The sequence below is a fragment of the Streptomyces sp. TLI_146 genome, assembly GCF_002846415.1.
Taxonomy (GTDB): domain Bacteria; phylum Actinomycetota; class Actinomycetes; order Streptomycetales; family Streptomycetaceae; genus Streptomyces.
The window spans coordinates 808,462-825,716 of sequence record NZ_PJMX01000001.1; the positions used below are offsets into that span (position 1 = coordinate 808,462).

The window sequence follows — 17,255 nt, forward strand, 5'->3', positions numbered from 1 at the left end:
CGGTGAAAGTCTACGAGGCCATCGTCAAGGGGCTGGAGGGCATCGGCGTACAGGCGGCCTTCGGCGGTGCCGGGGAGAACGCGGCGGGTCTGATGCTGGCGCTGAAGCATTCCCAGCGCATCAGGCCGATCATCACCCGGCACGAGCAGGCCGCGTCCTTCATGGCCTGCGGATACGCCATGTACACCAACCGGCTGGGCTTCTGCTTCGCGACCGCCGGGCCGGGCGCGTTCAACCTGTTCTCGGGGCTGGCCGTGGCCATGTCCGACTCCTACCCGGTCCTCGCGGTCTCGGGGTACGCGAACATGGAGTGGCGCGGATGGGGCTCGCTCAACGAGACGTCGGGACTGAACCGCACGCCCGACTCCCAGGCCATGTTCGCGGCCACGACCAAGAAGTCCTTCCTGCTCACCGACATCGCCGACACCTGCGACGTCCTTGAGGAAGCGGTCAACACCGCGTTCGAGGGAAGGCCCGGGCCCGTACACATCCACGTGCCCGAGAACCTGACCCACCGCGGTGTGGAGGTGACCGGCTTCCGCCCGATCGGACTCGACGTACGACCGGTCCTGCCGGACCCGGCGCGGGTGGCGGAGATCGCGGCGGTACTGGCGGACGCCCTGGCACAGCGCAAGCGCATCGTGGCGCTCGTCGGCTTCGGTGCGGTGCGCAGCGGGGCGGGCCCGGAGATCCAGCGGCTGATCGAGCGGTTCCAGATCCCGCTGCTCACCACCTTGGACGGCAAGGGCATCGTGTCCGAGGGGCACCCGCTCGCGGTGGGCGTCTTCGCCGACAGCGGCCATTCCAGTGCGTGGAAGGCCTTCCGCGAGGCCGACGTCGTGCTGTGCGTGGGTAATTCCCTCAACCAGCACGCCACGTTCAACTACCGCGAGGACCTGTTCGAGGACAAGCTGCTCATCCATGTGAACATCTCCGAGGGCGAGTTCCACAAGGCCTACCGCCCCGACCACACCCTGTTGTCCGACGCGCGTCCCGCCGTGGCCGCCCTGGCCGACGCACTGGAGCGACTGGTCGGCGAGGTACCGGCGGTCGAGGTCGAGGGCCAGGACTACGAGGCGCGCAGGATCCACCATCTGCCGGGGAAGATCCACCCCGGTGAACTCGCGCAGTCGATCGGCCGCATGCTGCCGCCCGGGGGTGTGCTGCTCGCGGACGCGGGCGCCCATCTCGCGTGGCTCGGGTACTACGTGGAGCTCGAACAGGGGCAGAACTTCCGCAAGGCGGGCTCCTTCGGGCCGATGGCCGGGCACGTCAACGGAGCCATCGGCCTCAAGGTCGCCCACCCGGACCGCACCGTCGTCGTCGGCTGCGGCGACGGATGCTACTCGCTGTCCGGGTTCGAGCTGATGACCGCCGTCGAGCACGAGATCCCTGTCATCTGGGTCATCTTCAACGACGGGGAGTTCAAGCTGATCAAACTCTTCCAGCTGGTCACGTACGCCGAATCCGGTCTGGTCGAGTTCCGGAACCCGGACTTCGCCGCGTACGCCCGCGCGTGCGGCGCGGACGGGTACCAGGTGGAGACGCTGGAGGAGTTCGAGGACGCGTTCCGCGCGGCCCTGGCCTCCGGCCGCCCCTCGCTCATCGACGCCAGGATCACACGCTGGGCCGTGCCGCACTACAGCCCGTCGCCGGACGGCGTGATCGACAGCCTCGTCGAGACCGTCGAGGCACGCTTCCGGGACTGACGGCCCGAGTCCGCGAGACTAGGTCTGCCACATGAGCCAGGGGTCGTCACGGCAGTCCTCCTGGAGCACCGGCTCGTTGTCCCGCGAACCCGCCCTGGAACCCGCGCACTTGCCGCTGTGGACGTTGACCAGCTGCCAGGCCCGGAAGGCGCTGCGGTAGCGCAGCGTCCAGAACTGGTCGGGGAACAGTCCCTGCCGGTCGCCGCACAGATAGTGGGTGACGGAGACGTCGTTCTCGACCCTGGCGCCCTGGACGGACAGACAAAGGCCGCTCAACCGGTTGCGGACGGAATAGACGGCGGGTGGACCGGCCGTCTCCCGGGTGAGGTGCCACTGCTGCGCGGGGTTCTCACCGCAGCCGCTCTGGACCATCCCGTCCGCAGGGGCCGGGGTTCCCGCCGGAACGGCCAGGCACAGGTGGCTTCCGGCGTTCGCCAGCCGGAACAGGCCGTTGGGGGCGTCCGGCGCCTCCGGCGTGGACGTGGGTGCCGGCGTGGGGCCGGTCGCGGCAGGCTTGGCCGCAGCGGGCGGCGAGGGCGGCGCAACGAACCCGCCTCCCTGTGCGGGCGCCGTCGTGGCCGCGGGCCGGGTCGCGGTCGGCGGGGGCGCAGCCACGGAGGTAGGGCTGCCGGGCGGGGTGGTGAGCGGAGTCGCGGATCGGCCGGTGTCGGCGGAAGGCGACTGGTACTGCAGCAGGTACGGCTGGACCTCCCGGGAGGCGGGCGCGGGCGCGGCGGGCCGCTCCCGTTCCACGACGACCACGGCCGTCGCCGCGGACACGGCGACCGCCAGGACCGTGAACACCGCGAGGACGGCGGTCACGGCCAGCGACGAGCGGACCCGGCCGCCGCGCGGGGCGGCGACGACGAGCTGCCCGGCCGCATCTGCCGGTACCGGCGCCGGGGGCGTGATGTCGTACGGCAGCGGCGGCAAAGGCGTCTGCGCGATGACCGGCGCCGCGGAAGGACGGTCGGTCCGCTCCAGGACGACACCTTGCAGGGGCGGGCCCTCTGCCGCCCGGTGCTCCCGCCAGAGGCACTCCACTTCGTGCCCGGTGTCGGCCAGCGCATCGGCCGTTCGCGCCAGCGCCAGCACCAGGTCGGTGCCGGCTGCCACCGAAGCCGTGGACCCGGCGGGCAGTGCGGCCCGGCTCTCGGCCCGCGCCTGCCCGAGGATGTGCCGGGCACCGCGGCGCAGGGACCGTACGGCCTCCAACTGCCGCAGGGCCCGGTCCACGAGGCCGTCCGCCGTCGCCTCGGAGCCCTCCTCCGCGTCCGGCGCCGACGTGTCGGCCGCCTCGGGCGCGCCGCGCCGCTGCTCCGGCTCCGGCGCACCGGCCCGCAGGTCCTCCTTGTCCCCGAGCAGTCTGCCCACCAGGGAGAGCAGGCTCCGTACGAGCCCTTCGGCCTCGGCGAGATCGGCCTCGGCACGCCGTAGCGCCTCGTCGAGTTTGAGGCCGGGACCCGCCTCCGCCTCGGCGACGAGCGCCGCTTCGTGCAGTCGGTGTGCCCGCTGGAGCAGCGCCTGGCGGCCGCGGCCGTCGCGTACCCGGTCCCGTACGACGGAGTTGAGCCTGCCGAGGGGAATGATCCGGGCGCCGCTGCGGTAGTCGCTCCACATCGTCTTGCCGCCGCCGTACCGCTGGGCGAGCTCACGGACCGTCAGCTCGGCGGTGAGATCCCCCAAGAATCCGGCCAAGGCATCCGCCGCTCGCGTCGCCCCCTTCGGTGCCCCTTGCGGTCGCCCTGTTCTACGCATGTCGATCCCCCAGTTGTCCGCGGACAACCCCGCTTGTCCGCCCCCTTCCCCCCGGCTGACCTGCGCGGATCACGTCGGGGCCGCGCGGCCAACTCCGTCGCCCGGCAGAGTCGGGCCATGGAACGCCACCAGGGAACACCCGTTCCATGGTGCCGTCCACCGCATGGCCTGCCGTTGGCTGGATCGCATCGGTCAAACGGCGCGCGTGCGACCCATTGGTCACCGATCCGGCGACCCACCACACCTATCAGGGGGATGCATGAAGAACCGCGGGCGTACACGCGCCGCTCTGGTCGCGCTCGGCGTGGCCGCCTCCAGTCTCACCTTCTCCGCCATCGGCGCGACCGAGGCCCAGGCCTGCGGCACCCACATGCTCGGGCCGTCGCACACCATCTGGGGCGGGAGCCGGAGCATCGGCACCTACTACCTCGGGTGGAACGACTGCGACAAGACCGTATACACCGAGGCGCACATCTGGAACACGAACTGGACGCACTCCTCCGGCCAGATCCTCGTCCACAACTCCGGCAGTTGGAGCCTGGGCCCCGACAAGCCGGTCGTGGTCTTCGACGGCACGGCCTGGTGGACCACCACGCCGCTGTCCATCTACAGCAACCCGAGCAGTGATCGTCGCTACAAGGGCTCGGTGCAGATCAACAACTCGAACGGCACCGCCCGCTGTGTCGGCACCACGCCGACGTGGGACTTCAGCGGCGCCGGCGTCGTCGATCCGGGCTCCGGCGACATGCACTGCTAGCCACAGACTGCCGTGGCCGGGCACGCCGTGATCTTCCCGCGGCACGAGAACGCACCGGCCCCGGCGGAACCAGAAGGTCAACTCAACCGAACCAACCCACGGAGGAATCATGATCGCGCTCTTCGGACGCTACTTCCGCTACGCGGCCAGCACGATGACCGCCGCTGTCTTCACCAGCGGCTGACGGTCCGCGCGTTGATCGCCACTGACTGAACCCGAGCGGGTGGCCGGTGCCTCACCGGCCACCCGCGCCATGAGGAAGGAGGTCGGGCACGTGTTCGGGACCATGATCCGGCAGATCCAGTACGGCGCGCAGATGCTGCGCGGCGGACGCCTGACCGTGAGCGGCCTGGAGGGTACCGTGGCCGATCTGCGGGCGACGATCGAGGAGTTCGGCGAGCCCGGCGAGGAAGCCGCCGTGATGCTGCCGGGCGGCACGGAGCCGGATCCGCAGATCCAGCGGACGATGGCCGACCGCAGGCTGAAACTGACGGTACGGCAAGCTGCCGCTCACGTTCCCTACTACCGCCGCCTCTTCGCCGAACTGGGCCTGAGCCCCCATGACCTCTCCCTCGACACCCTCGCGCTGCTGCCGCCCACGCCGAAGTCGGCGCTGCGCGCCGCGTCGTCGGCCTTCGTCTCCGAGCGCTCCGAACCGGTCCTGCTGGCCCAGACCACCGGGACGACCGGCACGCCGACGAGTGTGTGGTTCTCGCGGTACGAACTCGAACTCGCCGCCGCGCTGTCGGCCATGTCGTTCCTGATGGGTTCCGCCCTGCGCAGCAGACACATCGTCCTGAGCACGATCAGCTCCCGGGCGACCCTGGCCAAACTCACCGTCCAGCGCGCGCTGGCGATGGTCGGCGCCGGATTCCTCGCCATGGGGACCGTGGACCCCCGGATCATCATCGACCGACTCGCCACCCCCATGCGGCTGCCGGGCAAGGAACCCCAGGTCACCCACCTCATCGTCACCGCATCCGCCCTCGGCGGCCTCGTCCAGACCGCGGAACGCGACGGCTGGCACCCCGCCGACTTCGGTCTGCGGCAGATCCTCGTCGGCGGCGAGGTGCTCAGCGACCCGCTGCGCAGCCGCGCCGAGGAGGCGTTCGGGGCGCGGGTCACCGACACGTACTCGATGACCGAGACCCTGCCGACCGCCGGGCTGGCCTGCGAGGAGGGCCACCTCCACCTCTCGGCCGAACAGGCCCACATCGAGGTGCTCGACCCCCTGACCCACGCCCCGGCCGGGCCCGGCGAGACCGGCACCCTGGTCGTGACCCCGTACACGCAGTACCGCGACACCACGCTCCTGCTGCGCTACGACACCGGCGACCTCGTCCGCCGCCTGCCCGGCGCCGAACCCCCGACCTGCTCCCTGCACGGCATGCCCGCCACCTCGCGGATCCTCGGGCGGCACAGCAACGGCCCCGCGGAGCTCACCCCACGTGCCGTCCTCGACCGCCTCCAGGCCGAACGGCGGCTTCCGCTGCCGACCCGGTACGCGGTGTCGCCAGGTCCGGACGGCCCCCGGCTGTATGTGGTCGCGGACCGCCCGTCGGCGGCGCTGCTGGCCCGGGTCGAGGAACGGGTCGACGACCTCCCGTTGAGCGGCGTCATACTGCTGGAGGATCCCGACGAACTCCCCGAACCCTGCCGCGTCAGAGCCGATCTGACCGAGCACAGCTTCGAGCTGCCCTCCCCACGTCACCAGCCGGCACGGAGTGCCCCATGAGCCGACTCGCCCAGGCCCTCACCCTGCTGACCGCGCTGGCGGTGCTCATCGCACTCGCCGCGCTCTACCTGCGACACGTCCGCATGCCGCGTCCACCGGTGGGCCGCTTCGTCCGCTCGGACATCGCGGTGATGACCGTCACCCTGGTGTCGATGCCCCCGATCTACCTGCATCTGCCGCGGGCTCTGACGGCCTGTGCGTTCGGCGCGGTCTTCCTGGGCGCCTGTTCCATGGGCCTCGCCCCGGTCGTGGGCGGCCGGCGCGGCGCGGCCGGGACGCTGGCCCTCGGTGCGTTCATCCTCTGCGCGCATCTGGCGGGATGGGTGCCCGTGCGGATCGCCGCGGGGGATCTGCTGCTGGCTCTCGCGGTGATCGGGGTCAGCAACCTGTGGGCGCAGACCGGTATGACCGCCGGGCAGGTCGCGGCGCTGGCCGGTCTCCTGGCACCGTACGACCTGCTGGCCACGGGGCTGACCTCGGTCACCGCCGACCTCGTGCACCACTTCGCGGGTATGCCGCTCGGACCGATGCTCGCCGTCGACGACGGCACCTCACCCATCGGGGCAGGGCTCGGTGACTGCCTGTTGCTGGCCCTGTGGCCGCTCGTCGCCGCCAAGGCCTTCGGGCGGGTGGCCGGCTGGTGCGGCGCGGTCATCGGACTGTGCGTGGTGTCCGTGGTGCTCGCGGGAGCCGTCGCGGGCTGGGTTGACGGCGGTGTACCGCTCCTGACCGGGCTCGGCCCGTGCATCGTCGCGCAGTACGCCTACTGGCGCACACGGCGAGGACCCGAGCGCCGCACCGTCGACTGGCGCGGCACCGCCGTCGAGCCGTCCGCCGACCCCTTCCACGGGCAGGACGCGGCCGTCGCCCTGGCGATCGCCGACCAGCACCGCGACGCAGGATGGCTGGCCGTGACCGAGGGCCGTGCGGTCGGCCACGCCCCCTCCCCCGGCGGCGCCCGCCGCGCGGCCCGCGAGGCCGGGCATACCGCGATTCCGGTGGTCGTCGCAGTGCGGCCACGCGGTACGGCAGCGGAAGCGCAAGCCCTCCCTGCGGTCGATCCTCCCCGAACTGGGGCCGGGCAGGCTGCACTTCCCCGAACTGGGCCTGGGCGGGCCGCACTTCCCCGACCAGTCGGTGGCGGTGACGACGCGGAACGGATCGCGCGAGTACGACCGCCTCATGCGGGCTCGGGCGAGATCGCAGCAGCAACCTCAGCAGACGAATGGCCCGGAAATCTCGGTTGAGATCGGCCCAACTATCCGGGACATTGCGTCGTTAGGTTGGAGGCACGACGAGGACCCGAGCCGACTTCGACCCGGGCCCCGCCCGCACCTTCGCCTGCATCACCGCACAGTCACCGAACAGGAGCCACCCATGGCCGACACGCCGCAGACCACCCCCGACGCCCATGTCGAGGACCGGACCGGGCAGGACCGCCCGGATCACCCCGCGGCCTTCGACGACGCGGCCATACACCAGGCCCGCAACTCCGCCGCGCTCTGGGCCGCAACCGGAAAGTCCCGCGGCCACGAGGTGGTCCGCCGACGCGGCTTCCTGGCCGTGCTCGGCGACCAGCGCGCCGGAACGCGATTCCTGCTCCAGGAATCCGACCTCGACCCGCACGAGCTCGCCGAGTTGACCGAGCTGGCCGCCCGATCGGCCGGACCGGTGGATGCCGAGGATCCGTTCAGCTCGACCGACCTGAGCCATCTGGGCATGCGGAACTGGCAGATGCCGATCATGGTGCGCCCGCCCAGCCCGGTCCCCGCCCCCTCGATGGAGGTGATCCGGGTCCAGGGGACGCAAGAGCTGGAGGCCGCCGAGCGCATCGTGATCGATGGCTTCGAGCTGACCAGATTCACCCCCTACCGCCCCGGTGAGTTGTTCCCCGCGACGCTGACCGAGCGGCCGGGCGTGGACGTGTTCCTCGCCGTCCTCGACGGCGAGACGGTCGGAGCCGGTGTCACCGTCGTCCACGAGGGGTTCGGCAGCCACTACTGGGTCGGCACACCCTCGGCACACCGCTCCCGCGGCGCCGGGCGGGCCGTCATGCTCGGCTCGCTCGCGCCCATCGCGGACCTGCCGGTGACACTCACCGCCTCACGGCTCGGCCGTCCACTGTACGAGTCGCTGGGCTACACCGCCGTCACCGCGTCGACCTGGTGGTCCTCACAGTGACCGTCGCCGAGGCCTGACTGGGCGGAGCCGTGGTCGTCGTCATCGGTCCGTCTCCTCGATGGCCGCGGAGCCGGGGTCCGCGTGGGGGTCGAGCCGGACGGTTCGGGTGGGGCCTTCGCCGGACGGGTGCGGTTCGGTCAGGTCGGCGGTTGCGGGGGCCGGGCGGAGAGTCGCGCGGACGTGGCCGCGCACCCAGCGCGGGCCTCGGTGCAGCCGACCGAAGTAGGCGGCTGCGGCGATGGCCAGGAGCAGTGCCGCACCGAGGGAAGCGGGGCCGACGACCCACCCGACGGCAACACTCTGGTCGCCACCGCCACCGCCACCGCCAGTACCGCCGTTGTCCGTTCCCCCGTTGTCGGTACTGCCGTTGTCCGTGCCGCCATTATCGGTGCCGCCATTGTCCGTACCACCGTTGTCCGTTCCACCATTGTCGGTACCGCCGTTGTCGGTGCCGCCATTGTCAGTACCGCCGTTGTCGGTGCCATCGTTGGCCGTGACCGTGAACGCGGAATCGTCGTACTGTTCGGGATAAGCCGCGCAGACGGCCCGCACCATGTGTTTGCCCGGCTGCGCGTCGGCCGGGACCGTGATCTCCGTGGTGAAGCTGTCCGGCTCCTTGACGGCGGCGGAAGCGAACGGCGACTCGCCGCCGTCCCACAGGAAGTCGACGTTCGGGCACCTGAACCCGGTGCCGGTCGCCTTCAGGGTTGCGTTTGTTTCGCCCTGCTCCGGGTCAAGGGAGAGGACAGGGTTCGCGGGGCTCTCGACGACGAGGTAGGCGTCCGCGTAGACGTCCGGTTCACCCGTGCATGCGGCCCGGAAGGTGTACGTATCCGGGGGCGTCGGGTCCGGGACGACCTCCTTGTACGAGAAATCGCCGTTCTCCGTCACGGGGATCGCGGATGCGATGGCGGGCCCGTTGAGCACGTAGAGGTCGACGGTCTTGGCGGAACACTGCGCGAACCCCTTGCCCTGGACGTTGACGGGGGTTCCGACCGATCCATGGTCGGGGTCGAGCGTCAGCGTCTGGTGCTCGTCGGTCGTGGTGCCGCCACCGCTGGTCACGGTGAACTCATCATCCGCCTGATAGGCGTTGCCGGAGTCGCAGGCCGCCTCGATCGTGTGGTGCGGCCCGACCGTGGCGTCCTGTGGGACCTTGATCGTGCCGGAAATCTTAGGGATATGCACCTCCGCGGGTGTCGCGTGTTGGCCGTCGAAGGTGAGCGTCGCCTGGCCGCAGACATCGAATCCGGTGCCGGTGACCGAGACAAGTGTTCCGGGCGGTCCCTCATGGGTGGAGAGGGTGAGTTCCTCCACCCTCAGCCGCGTACCGACCGCCGCCAGGGACGTGGAAACGAGGGGTCCCACGCTCATCGCGGCGCTCAGAAGTACCGCAATCAACGATCGACGCACCAGCCGCACAGTGGAGAACATGGGGGAAGGTGGGGGTGGGGGGACCACCTCCCATTGTCCTCCCGCGCCGGTCAGGGCACCAGCCAGCGCGGGTCCGGCACCGCAGTGCCCGTGAAGCCGGATGCCGGTTGCCGGATCCCGGATGGCAACGCGCCGCTTTACGCTTCGTCAGGCGGTGTCTCGCTCGCACCCAACCTCACGTTGCCGTCGCGGTTCTGGATCGTCGCGGCCGCATGGTGGAGTTCGTTGAGCACCATCCGTACGGCTCGCCGTGCGGAACGTTCGGGCCGGTGCAGCACATCGATGTGGCGTCGGGTGTGCACACCGCTGAGCGGCCGGAAAACCAGCGCGGGATGCGGACGAGTGGTCCAGCGTGGCATCAGAGCCAGGCCGCCTCCGGCAGCCACCACTTCGGCGACCACGGCGAATTCGTTGATGCGATGGACGATGTTGAGCCGCCGGTTCGCGGCGGTGGCGATGGCGTCGATGGTCGCCATCAGGGGAAAGCCGTCGTGGACCGTGATCCAGGGTTGATCGGCGACGTCGTGCGGGGTGAGGCGTCGTTTGGCGGCAAGGGGGTGGTCGGCAGGCAGGGCGATGTCGAGCGGTTCGCGCAGCAACGTGCCGGCGGCGACCCAGGCCGGCCAGGGTGGAGCGTGGTCGAGACGGTGGGCGAGTACGAGATCGTAGTCCCGGGTCAGCGGCGGGAAGTGGTCCTGCGCGACGTCCTCGTCGGCGAGCGAGAGCTGCGGGCGCTCCGAGCCGCCGCTGCCGCGCAGCAGCAGCGGGAAGAACGCGGCGGCCGCGCTGTGGAAAGCCGCCACCGACACCCCCAGGTCCGGCCGGGCGATGAACTCCTCGATGGTGTGCCGTGCCCTGGCCAGCGCACTCTCCACCTCGATGGCCGCTCCGGCCAGGGCCTCCCCGGCGTCGGTGAGCACCAGCCGCCGTCCGGCACGCTCGGTGAGCGGGACGGGGATCGAGCGTTGCAGCAGTCGCAGCTGCTGGGAGACCGCCGAGGGAGTCATCATCAGCGCCTCGGCGGTCGCGGTGACGCTTCCCAGTTCGCCGAGCTCCCGCAAGATCTGCAACTGTCGTTCGTTCACCCTCTCAGTGTAGTGATACTTCAAGATCTCTTAAGAGTCTCGTCCTTGGCTTCAGAGTGGAAGCGATGCAGCGTAGGGGGGTGTTCCACGCCCGCCGCACTGACGCAGTGCTTCTGCTCGTCGCCATCGTCTGGGGCTCCAGCTACCTGGCCGCGAAGACAGCCACCCACGCCCTGCCCGTCCTCGTCGTGCTGTTCGCGCGGTATGCGATCTCCGGGATCGCCTGCCTCGCCCTCGTCGCCCTCCGGCAAGAAGAGCGCTGCACGCGAGATGAGATACGTATCGGCTCCCTCCTGGGGGTCACCCAGGCCGCGGTCCTGGTTCTCGAGACGTACGGCGTCGCGCACACCAGCGCCGCCAACGCCGGCCTGATCATCAGCCTCACCATCGTGCTCACCCCGCTGCTGGACCGCACGGCGGGCAACGGCCGACTGCCCCCGCACTTCTTCGCCGCCACAGGCGTGTGCCTGCTGGCCGTGACACTGCTCATGGCCGGCAGCGGCTTCCACGCTCCCCGCACCGGCGACCTGCTGATGCTCGCCGCCGCAGGGGTGCGCGCGGTGCATGTCGCGCTCGTGGGGCGGTTGACGCAGGGCCGCGCTGTCCGGCCCTTGCAGCTCACGGCCGTCCAGACGGTTCTCGGCTCGGTGCTGTTCGCCGTGCCGGCCTCCAGCGGCCTGCCGAGGCTGAGTGAGGTCGATGCCGCAGTCTGGGGCCAGCTCTTCTATCTGGCCCTGCTCTGCAGCGTGTTCGCCTTCCTCGCCCAGACCTGGGCGGTACAGAACACCTCCGCGAGCCGGGCCAGTCTGCTCCTGGGCACCGAACCCGTCTGGGCCGTCGCGGCCGGGATCGGCCTCGGCGGCGAAAAGGTCACCGTCCTGGCCGCCCTCGGAGCAACGCTCATGGTCACCGGAACGTACTGGGGACAGAGCATCGAACGTACCCACCGCACCGCCCGCAAAGAGGAGTTCCCATGTCCGGCAACGACACCTACGAGCGTCTGATCCACCTGCTCGACAGCACGTCAACCCCGTACAAACTCATCGACCACGAACCGGAAGGCACCACCGAAACCGTCAGCGCACTGCGCGGACACCCGGTGTCGGAAGCAGCGAAATGCCTCGTCCTCATCGTCAAGATCGACCGGCGGGTCACTCGTTACGTGCTCGCGGTCGTCCCCGGCGACCGGCGTGTGGACCTCAACGCCATCCGCGCACTGTTCGCAGCCCGCTACGTCGGTTTCTGCGACGCGGCGACGGCCGAGCGGCTGGCCCATGCCGTCCCCGGCACCGTGCTGCCCTTCAGCTTCGACCCCGAACTCGAACTCGTCGCCGACCCGGACGTCATCGCCCAGCCCTGCCTCTACTTCAACGCCGCCCGCCTCGACCGCTCGCTGGCCATCTCCGGGGCGGACTACACCAGAGTCGCCGAGCCGCGCGTCGAACACATCGCCAGTCCCGTAGGGAACTGACACTTCGCGCTTGACGCCGCGTCAGGCTCCGCCGCCCGCACCCGTTGCGAGCCGCTCCCTCAGTCCGCCAGGGCCAGCTCCACCGCCGACGCCACGTCGGCCCTGGTGGGCGGGCCGGAGGCACGGCGCACGACGCGACCGGCGCGATCGAGGACGAGCACCGTGGGCGTGCGCAGCACCTCGACGCGACGGACCAGGTCAAGCCGCGCCTCGGCGTCGATCTCCACATGGCGCACGCCGGGCGTCCGGGCGGCCACGTCGGCCAGCAGGCGCCGGGTGCCGGGGCAGCTCGCGCAGAGGGCCGTCGAGAACTGCACCAGCGTCGCCCGCTCGCCGAGCGCCGCACCCAGCTCGTCGGAGGACAGCTGCAGCGCGTCGCCCCGGCCGCCGTCGCGCAGCCTGCCGTCGCGGCGGGCGCGGGCCAGCCCGAAGACGGTCGCGGCCGCCAGTACGACGGCGGCCACGATCAGCCCGGTCGGATCGCTCACGGCTGCCTCACCCCTGGCTCAGCCGGGCCCGGCCGCGGACGCCGAGCAGGTAGAGCTCGCAGCCCAGGCAGTAGCCGAAGGCGGCGTTCAAGAAGGCCGCCGCGAGTGCCGCGGCGCTCGCGGCGATGCCGAGCCAGGTGGCGCCGGACAGGTAAGCGGCCGCCCCGACAACTGCGAAGCCCAGGCCGACCGCCTGCGCGAACCGCGGCGGCCGCTCGTCTTCCAGCTCCCGCGGCGGCCCGAGACGGGGACGGACCAGCCGACGGTAGAGCCAGCCGTACGGGGACCAGCGCAATCCCAGAATCGCCCCGAGGGCGAAGACGACGGCCTGCGCGACAAGCAGCACGCCGCTGCCGGTGGCCAGGACCAGAAGGAGGACGAGGGTCGTGAGCCCGGCGGCGAAGCGCGGCCCGCGCGGGTCGATTCGGACGGGCACACCGGGGGTGGGTTCGGGCATGACGTACTCCGGGACGATACGGACGGATCCAGATGAATCGGGCGCGCAGAGTCAGCGACACCCGGCGGACCACACCCGGCCGAAGTCGATGTGGGCCCTGATGACCAGGAACGTCGCGGAGAACATACCGCCATTGCAGCAGCGACCCCCGCCGCGGTCAATCACCGCTCACCTGCTGGGCATACGGGCCACCTCTCGCGGGGAGGTACGTGAATATCCTCCCGTAATGCCCTGTATACCTCTTTGATCCTTCCTGTGATTCAACCCACCATGGCGCGGCGGCCTCCCCCCTCCTCGGCAGGGCCCCGCGCGCCGCCCGGAGCAACTCCCGCCCGCCGCCCGCCCACTGACCTCTCGGCAGGAAACCGCCTGTCCCCCGGCCACCGGGAGCCCCTCGTGCGGCGCACCGGCGGCCCGGTGAGCACTGGATAAGTTGTGCCGGTGCACGGACCGGACAGCTGGCTGAGGCGGGCCTCCAAGGGCCTGCTCTGCGCTTCCGTGTGCCTGCTACTGGGCGCGGTCGGTCACGTCGCCGCCGGCGGCCGGCTGCCCGGGCCCGGTGGGCTGGGTCTCGTCTTCGCCGCTCTGACCGTTGTGGGCACCGTCCTCTTCGGTGGTCGTCGACGGCGCTTCGACGTGACCACGCTCGCGCTGGGCGCGACGCAGTTCGGCCTCCACCTGGCGTTCCACCACCTGTCGATGCCGGACGGCAGCCCCTCGCCCGCGATGACCGCCATGCCCGCGATGCCTGGCAGCGCCAGCCAGCAGCACGCGATGCCCGGCCACGCACCGGGCGCACATGTGGGCATGGACATGGCGGGCATGGCCCACGCCGGCTCCGGACATGTGATGACCGCCGGGATGACACTGGCGCATGCCGTTGCCACGCTCGGGACGGCGCTGTGCGTCATCTACGGGGAACGGATGCTGCGGCGCCTGGCCGCCCTGGTCCTGCCGCGTCTGCGCTTCGCCACCCCGCCATCGCTCCCCGTACCGCCAAAGCGGCAGCTGCCACCGCCTCCCGCGACCGGCCACGTCCGCCTCGGCGTCCTGTTCACCCGCTGCCGCCCCCGGCGAGGCCCTCCCCCGGTGATTCCCGCCTGATCGCTCGTACGCGATCACGACACCCGCCGCTCTCGCGGCGGCTCCCATCACCTATCGGCTTCGCTGTACGCGCCGCCCGCAACGGGCCTCGCGTACCCCTTTGGGGAACACGCATGTCTTCAACCATCATTGATCAAGATCAGCAGAGATCTGTTTCACCGGCCGAGCCGGCGCCTCCGAGGCGCTCCCGGCAGGCCGTACGGGCCCTGCTGGTACGGCTGCACTTCTACGCCGGGGTGTTCGTCGCCCCCTTCCTGCTCGTCGCCGCGCTCACCGGCCTGATCTACACGTTCGCGCCGCAGCTCGACCAGCTCGTCTACGGCGACCAGCTGCGCGTCGAACGGGTCGGCGAGCAGGCGCGTCCGCTGTCGGAGCAGATCGCCGCGGCACGTGCCGCGCATCCGGAGGGCAGCCTCGCCTCCGTCGTCACCCCGGCCGAGCCGGATGACACCACGCGCGTGGTGCTGTCCGTGCCCGAGCTGGGTGAGAAACAGCGCACGGTCTTCGTCGACCCGTACACCGCGAAGGTGCAGGGTGAACTCACCACGTCGTGGGGATCGACGCCGTTGACGTCCTGGCTCGGTGACCTCCACAAGAACCTCCACCTGGGCGAGACCGGACGCCTCTACTCCGAGGTCGCCGCGAGCTGGCTCTGGGTGATCGTCGCGGGTGGTCTCGTGCTGTGGATCGGCCGCGCCCGCGGGCGGCGCGCGAAGTCCGCACGGGGCGTCCTGCTGCCCGACCGCGCCGCCCGCGGTGTACGGCGGACCCGGAGCTTCCACGCGGCGACGGGCGTCTGGCTCGCGCTCGGCCTGTTCTTCCTGAGCGCCACCGGTCTGACCTGGTCCCACTACTCCGGCGACCGCTTCGGACAGCTGCTCGACGCGGCCAAGGGCCACGCGCCGGAGCTCGACACCCTGCTGCCGGGCGCCCAGCCCGCGGCCGAGGCAGCGGGCGGCGAGCACGCGGGCCACGGCGGCCACGGCGGTGCCGCTAAGAGCGCCGACCCGGATCCGGCCGCCTTCGACGCGGCCCTCGCCACTGCCCGCAAGAGCGGACTGGGCGGCACGGTCCAGGTGACGCCCGCCGCCGACGCCTCCAGCGCCTGGACCGTCGCGCAGAAGGACAACGTCTGGCCGGTCCATTACGACCAGGTCGCCGTCGACACCGCCAAGGGCGAGGTCACGGCGCGCACCCGGTGGGCGGACCACCCGCTCCTCGCCAAGCTCAGCAAGCTGGGTGTGCAGGGGCACATGGGTGTGCTCTTCGGCGTCGTCAACCAGATCGTGCTGGCCGTCGTGGCACTCGGCCTGGTTCTCGTGACTTTCTGGGGCTACCGGATGTGGTGGCAGCGCCGCCCGACGCGTGAGGACCGTGCCGCCCGCCTGGGCCAGGCGCCCGCTCGCGGCGCGTGGCGCGGCCTGCCGCTGCCCGTCCTCGTCCTGGGTGTCCCGGCGCTGGCCGCGCTGGGCTGGGCACTGCCGGTCCTGGGCGTGACCCTGCTCGCCTTCCTGGTGCTGGACGTGACCATCGGTCTCGTACGCCGGGCCCGGTCGGCCTAGCGGACCGGGGAGGGCCTGCCCGGCGGGCCCTCCCCGGATCGGGCCCGGCGTCACTCGCCCGGATACGGCAGCAGCTCCTTGTCCGTCCGCTCCCACGCCGCCTTCAACTCGCCAAGGAGCTTCGGCTCGTCCACGGCGCGGTCGGCCTGCTCCCGCCGGTCCTCGGCCAGGTTGAACAGCTGGTCCTGACCGCCCTTGCCCCGGTAGTACTTCCAGTCCCCGCGCCGCAGCGCCCGCTCCCCACGCACACGCCAGAACAGCTCGCGCTCGGCGAGTCGCTCGCCCTTCAGGAGATAGGGGGCGAGGCTCGTCCCGTCCAGCTTGTACGCCGGATGCGGCCGTGCCCCGCCGATCTCCAGGAGCGTCGCCGTCCAGTCCGGGGTGAAGACCGGCTCATGGCTGACCTGCCCGCCATCAAGCCGCGCGGGCCACCGCACGATGGTCGGCACGCGGATGCCGCCCTCCCGGAGCGAGGACTTGTTGCCCGACAGGGGCCAGTTGTACGAGAAGCGCTCACCGCCGTTGTCCGACGCGAAGAACACGAGGGTGTCCCGCTCCTGCCCGGACTTCTTCAAGGCGCGCAGCACCTCACCGATCGACCGGTCCAGGTCCTGCACCATCTCCGCGTACTTCTCGACGGAGCCGCCGTCCTGGTGCCAGAGTGCCCCCTTCTGGCCCGCCTTGATCCTGCGTACGATCTCGGCGCTCTGCTCCTCGTCCCCGTCCGCGATCCACGGCCAGTGCGGGGTGGTGAAGTTGAGGTTGAGCAGCCACGGCTGATCGCCGTGGTCGCGCTGGACGTACTCACTCGCGCGCTCGGTCAGGATGCGCGTGTAGTAGCGCAGATCCTTGTACTCGGCATCCCCTTCCCGTACGTCTCCCTCGTACAGGTCGTACTCTCCGCCGAGCCCCAGCTTCGAGTAGTACTCCAGAGCGCCGCCGAAGTTCCCGAAGAACTCGTCCCAGCCCGACTTCGTGGGCGAGTAGTCCGGCAGGTACCCGCAGTGCCACTTGCCGATGAGGGCAGTCGCGTAGCCCGCGTCGCGCAGCAGCGAGGCCAGTGTGGGATGCGTCGGTTCGAGCCCGACGGACCTGTCCGCGATCGGCTCCGCGAGACCGCCCTTCGTACGTCCGGGGAAGCGTCCGGTGTACAGGCTGAACCGTGTCGGCGAGCAGGTCGCGGACCCGGAGTAGGCATCCGTGAACCGCACCCCCTGCCGCGCGAGCCGGTCCAGGTTGGGGGTCTTGATGTGCGGGGCGCCGTAGGAGGAGAGATCGGCCCAGCCGAGGTCGTCGCCAAGGATGAAGAGGATGTTGGGCCGACGGGCGCCCCGGTGCGGCGCGGCCTTGAACGGCCTTTCCTCCGGCGGGGTCTGTGCCTGGGCATCGGCGGCGGACAGGCCGACGGCGGCGGCGCCCGCCGCGACGGCACCGCCGAAGGCGCGCCGGGACAGCTTGGATTCGTACGAGGACACAGTGCGCTCCTGAGCAGGGCACGGCGCACCACGGCGTCA

15 protein-coding genes are annotated in these 17,255 nt (G+C 71.1%); 9 read left to right on the plus strand and 6 right to left on the minus strand.

All coding sequences use genetic code 11. The features are described 5' to 3' along the window. Positions 1 to 2: 2 nt before the first annotated feature. A complete protein-coding gene (locus tag BX283_RS03655) occupies positions 3 to 1,709 on the plus strand; it encodes a thiamine pyrophosphate-binding protein (protein WP_101386217.1) in 1,707 nt (568 codons plus the stop codon). A gap of 18 nt (positions 1,710 to 1,727) precedes the next feature. On the opposite strand, the gene BX283_RS03660 is transcribed toward BX283_RS03655, so the two are convergent. Next, a complete protein-coding gene (locus tag BX283_RS03660; RefSeq protein ID WP_143676375.1) occupies positions 1,728 to 3,407 on the minus strand; it encodes an RICIN domain-containing protein in 1,680 nt (559 codons plus the stop codon). A 319-nt stretch (positions 3,408 to 3,726) separates the two neighbouring features. Here BX283_RS03660 and BX283_RS03665 point away from each other — a divergent pair, with 319 nt between their 5' ends. From BX283_RS03665 to BX283_RS03680, 4 genes are all read left to right on the plus strand, one after another. Then, entirely contained in the window at positions 3,727 to 4,224 is a 498-nt protein-coding gene (locus BX283_RS03665; RefSeq protein WP_101386219.1) for a hypothetical protein, read from the plus strand. A gap of 274 nt (positions 4,225 to 4,498) precedes the next feature. After that, positions 4,499 to 5,959, plus strand: coding sequence for a phenylacetate--CoA ligase family protein (locus BX283_RS03670; RefSeq protein WP_101386220.1), 1,461 nt, complete (start codon positions 4,499 to 4,501; stop codon positions 5,957 to 5,959). Further along, positions 5,956 to 7,206, plus strand: coding sequence for a hypothetical protein (locus BX283_RS40455; RefSeq protein WP_180357034.1), 1,251 nt, complete (start codon positions 5,956 to 5,958; stop codon positions 7,204 to 7,206). Before BX283_RS03670 ends, BX283_RS40455 begins: the two co-directional genes overlap by 4 nt. A gap of 130 nt (positions 7,207 to 7,336) precedes the next feature. Continuing rightward, the gene (locus tag BX283_RS03680; protein WP_257581879.1) at positions 7,337 to 8,140 is read left to right on the plus strand and encodes a GNAT family N-acetyltransferase; all 804 of its coding nucleotides are present in this window, start codon (positions 7,337 to 7,339) and stop codon (positions 8,138 to 8,140) included. Between the two features lie 39 nt (positions 8,141 to 8,179). Here the strand turns inward: BX283_RS03680 and BX283_RS03685 are convergent, their stop codons facing one another. Further along, positions 8,180 to 9,514 (minus strand): hypothetical protein, encoded by a 1,335-nt coding sequence (locus BX283_RS03685; RefSeq protein WP_143676376.1) that lies wholly within the window; start codon positions 9,512 to 9,514, stop codon positions 8,180 to 8,182. Positions 9,515 to 9,711: 197 nt separating this feature from the next. Beyond that, positions 9,712 to 10,659: a LysR family transcriptional regulator gene (locus BX283_RS03690; RefSeq protein ID WP_101386222.1), complete on the minus strand. Its 948-nt coding sequence runs from the start codon at positions 10,657 to 10,659 to the stop codon at positions 9,712 to 9,714. Positions 10,660 to 10,724: 65 nt separating this feature from the next. On the opposite strand from BX283_RS03690, the gene BX283_RS03695 reads away from it, so the two are divergent. After that, entirely contained in the window at positions 10,725 to 11,663 is a 939-nt protein-coding gene (locus BX283_RS03695) for a DMT family transporter (protein WP_101386223.1), read from the plus strand. Beyond that, a complete protein-coding gene (locus BX283_RS03700; RefSeq protein WP_101386224.1) occupies positions 11,633 to 12,130 on the plus strand; it encodes a YbaK/EbsC family protein in 498 nt (165 codons plus the stop codon). The genes BX283_RS03695 and BX283_RS03700 overlap by 31 nt, the downstream gene beginning before the upstream one ends. Before the next feature lie 59 nt (positions 12,131 to 12,189). Here BX283_RS03700 and BX283_RS03705 read toward each other — a convergent pair whose 3' ends face one another. Next, positions 12,190 to 12,618: a thioredoxin family protein gene (locus tag BX283_RS03705; RefSeq protein WP_101386225.1), complete on the minus strand. Its 429-nt coding sequence runs from the start codon at positions 12,616 to 12,618 to the stop codon at positions 12,190 to 12,192. A 7-nt stretch (positions 12,619 to 12,625) separates the two neighbouring features. After that, positions 12,626 to 13,075, minus strand: a complete 450-nt coding sequence (locus BX283_RS03710) for a DUF4395 domain-containing protein (protein WP_101386226.1) — start codon at positions 13,073 to 13,075, stop codon at positions 12,626 to 12,628. A gap of 441 nt (positions 13,076 to 13,516) precedes the next feature. On the opposite strand from BX283_RS03710, the gene BX283_RS03715 reads away from it, so the two are divergent. Both BX283_RS03715 and BX283_RS03720 read left to right on the plus strand, forming a co-directional pair. Further along, on the plus strand, positions 13,517 to 14,179 hold the full coding sequence (locus tag BX283_RS03715; protein WP_306822774.1) for a hypothetical protein: 663 nt from the start codon (positions 13,517 to 13,519) through the stop codon (positions 14,177 to 14,179). Positions 14,180 to 14,292: 113 nt separating this feature from the next. Next, positions 14,293 to 15,741, plus strand: a complete 1,449-nt coding sequence (locus tag BX283_RS03720; RefSeq protein ID WP_101386228.1) for a PepSY domain-containing protein — start codon at positions 14,293 to 14,295, stop codon at positions 15,739 to 15,741. A gap of 50 nt (positions 15,742 to 15,791) precedes the next feature. Here the strand turns inward: BX283_RS03720 and BX283_RS03725 are convergent, their stop codons facing one another. Continuing rightward, positions 15,792 to 17,216 carry a sulfatase gene (locus BX283_RS03725; protein WP_101386229.1) on the minus strand — a complete coding sequence of 475 codons (1,425 nt, stop codon included), beginning with the start codon at positions 17,214 to 17,216 and terminating at the stop codon, positions 15,792 to 15,794. Positions 17,217 to 17,255 lie beyond the last annotated feature (39 nt).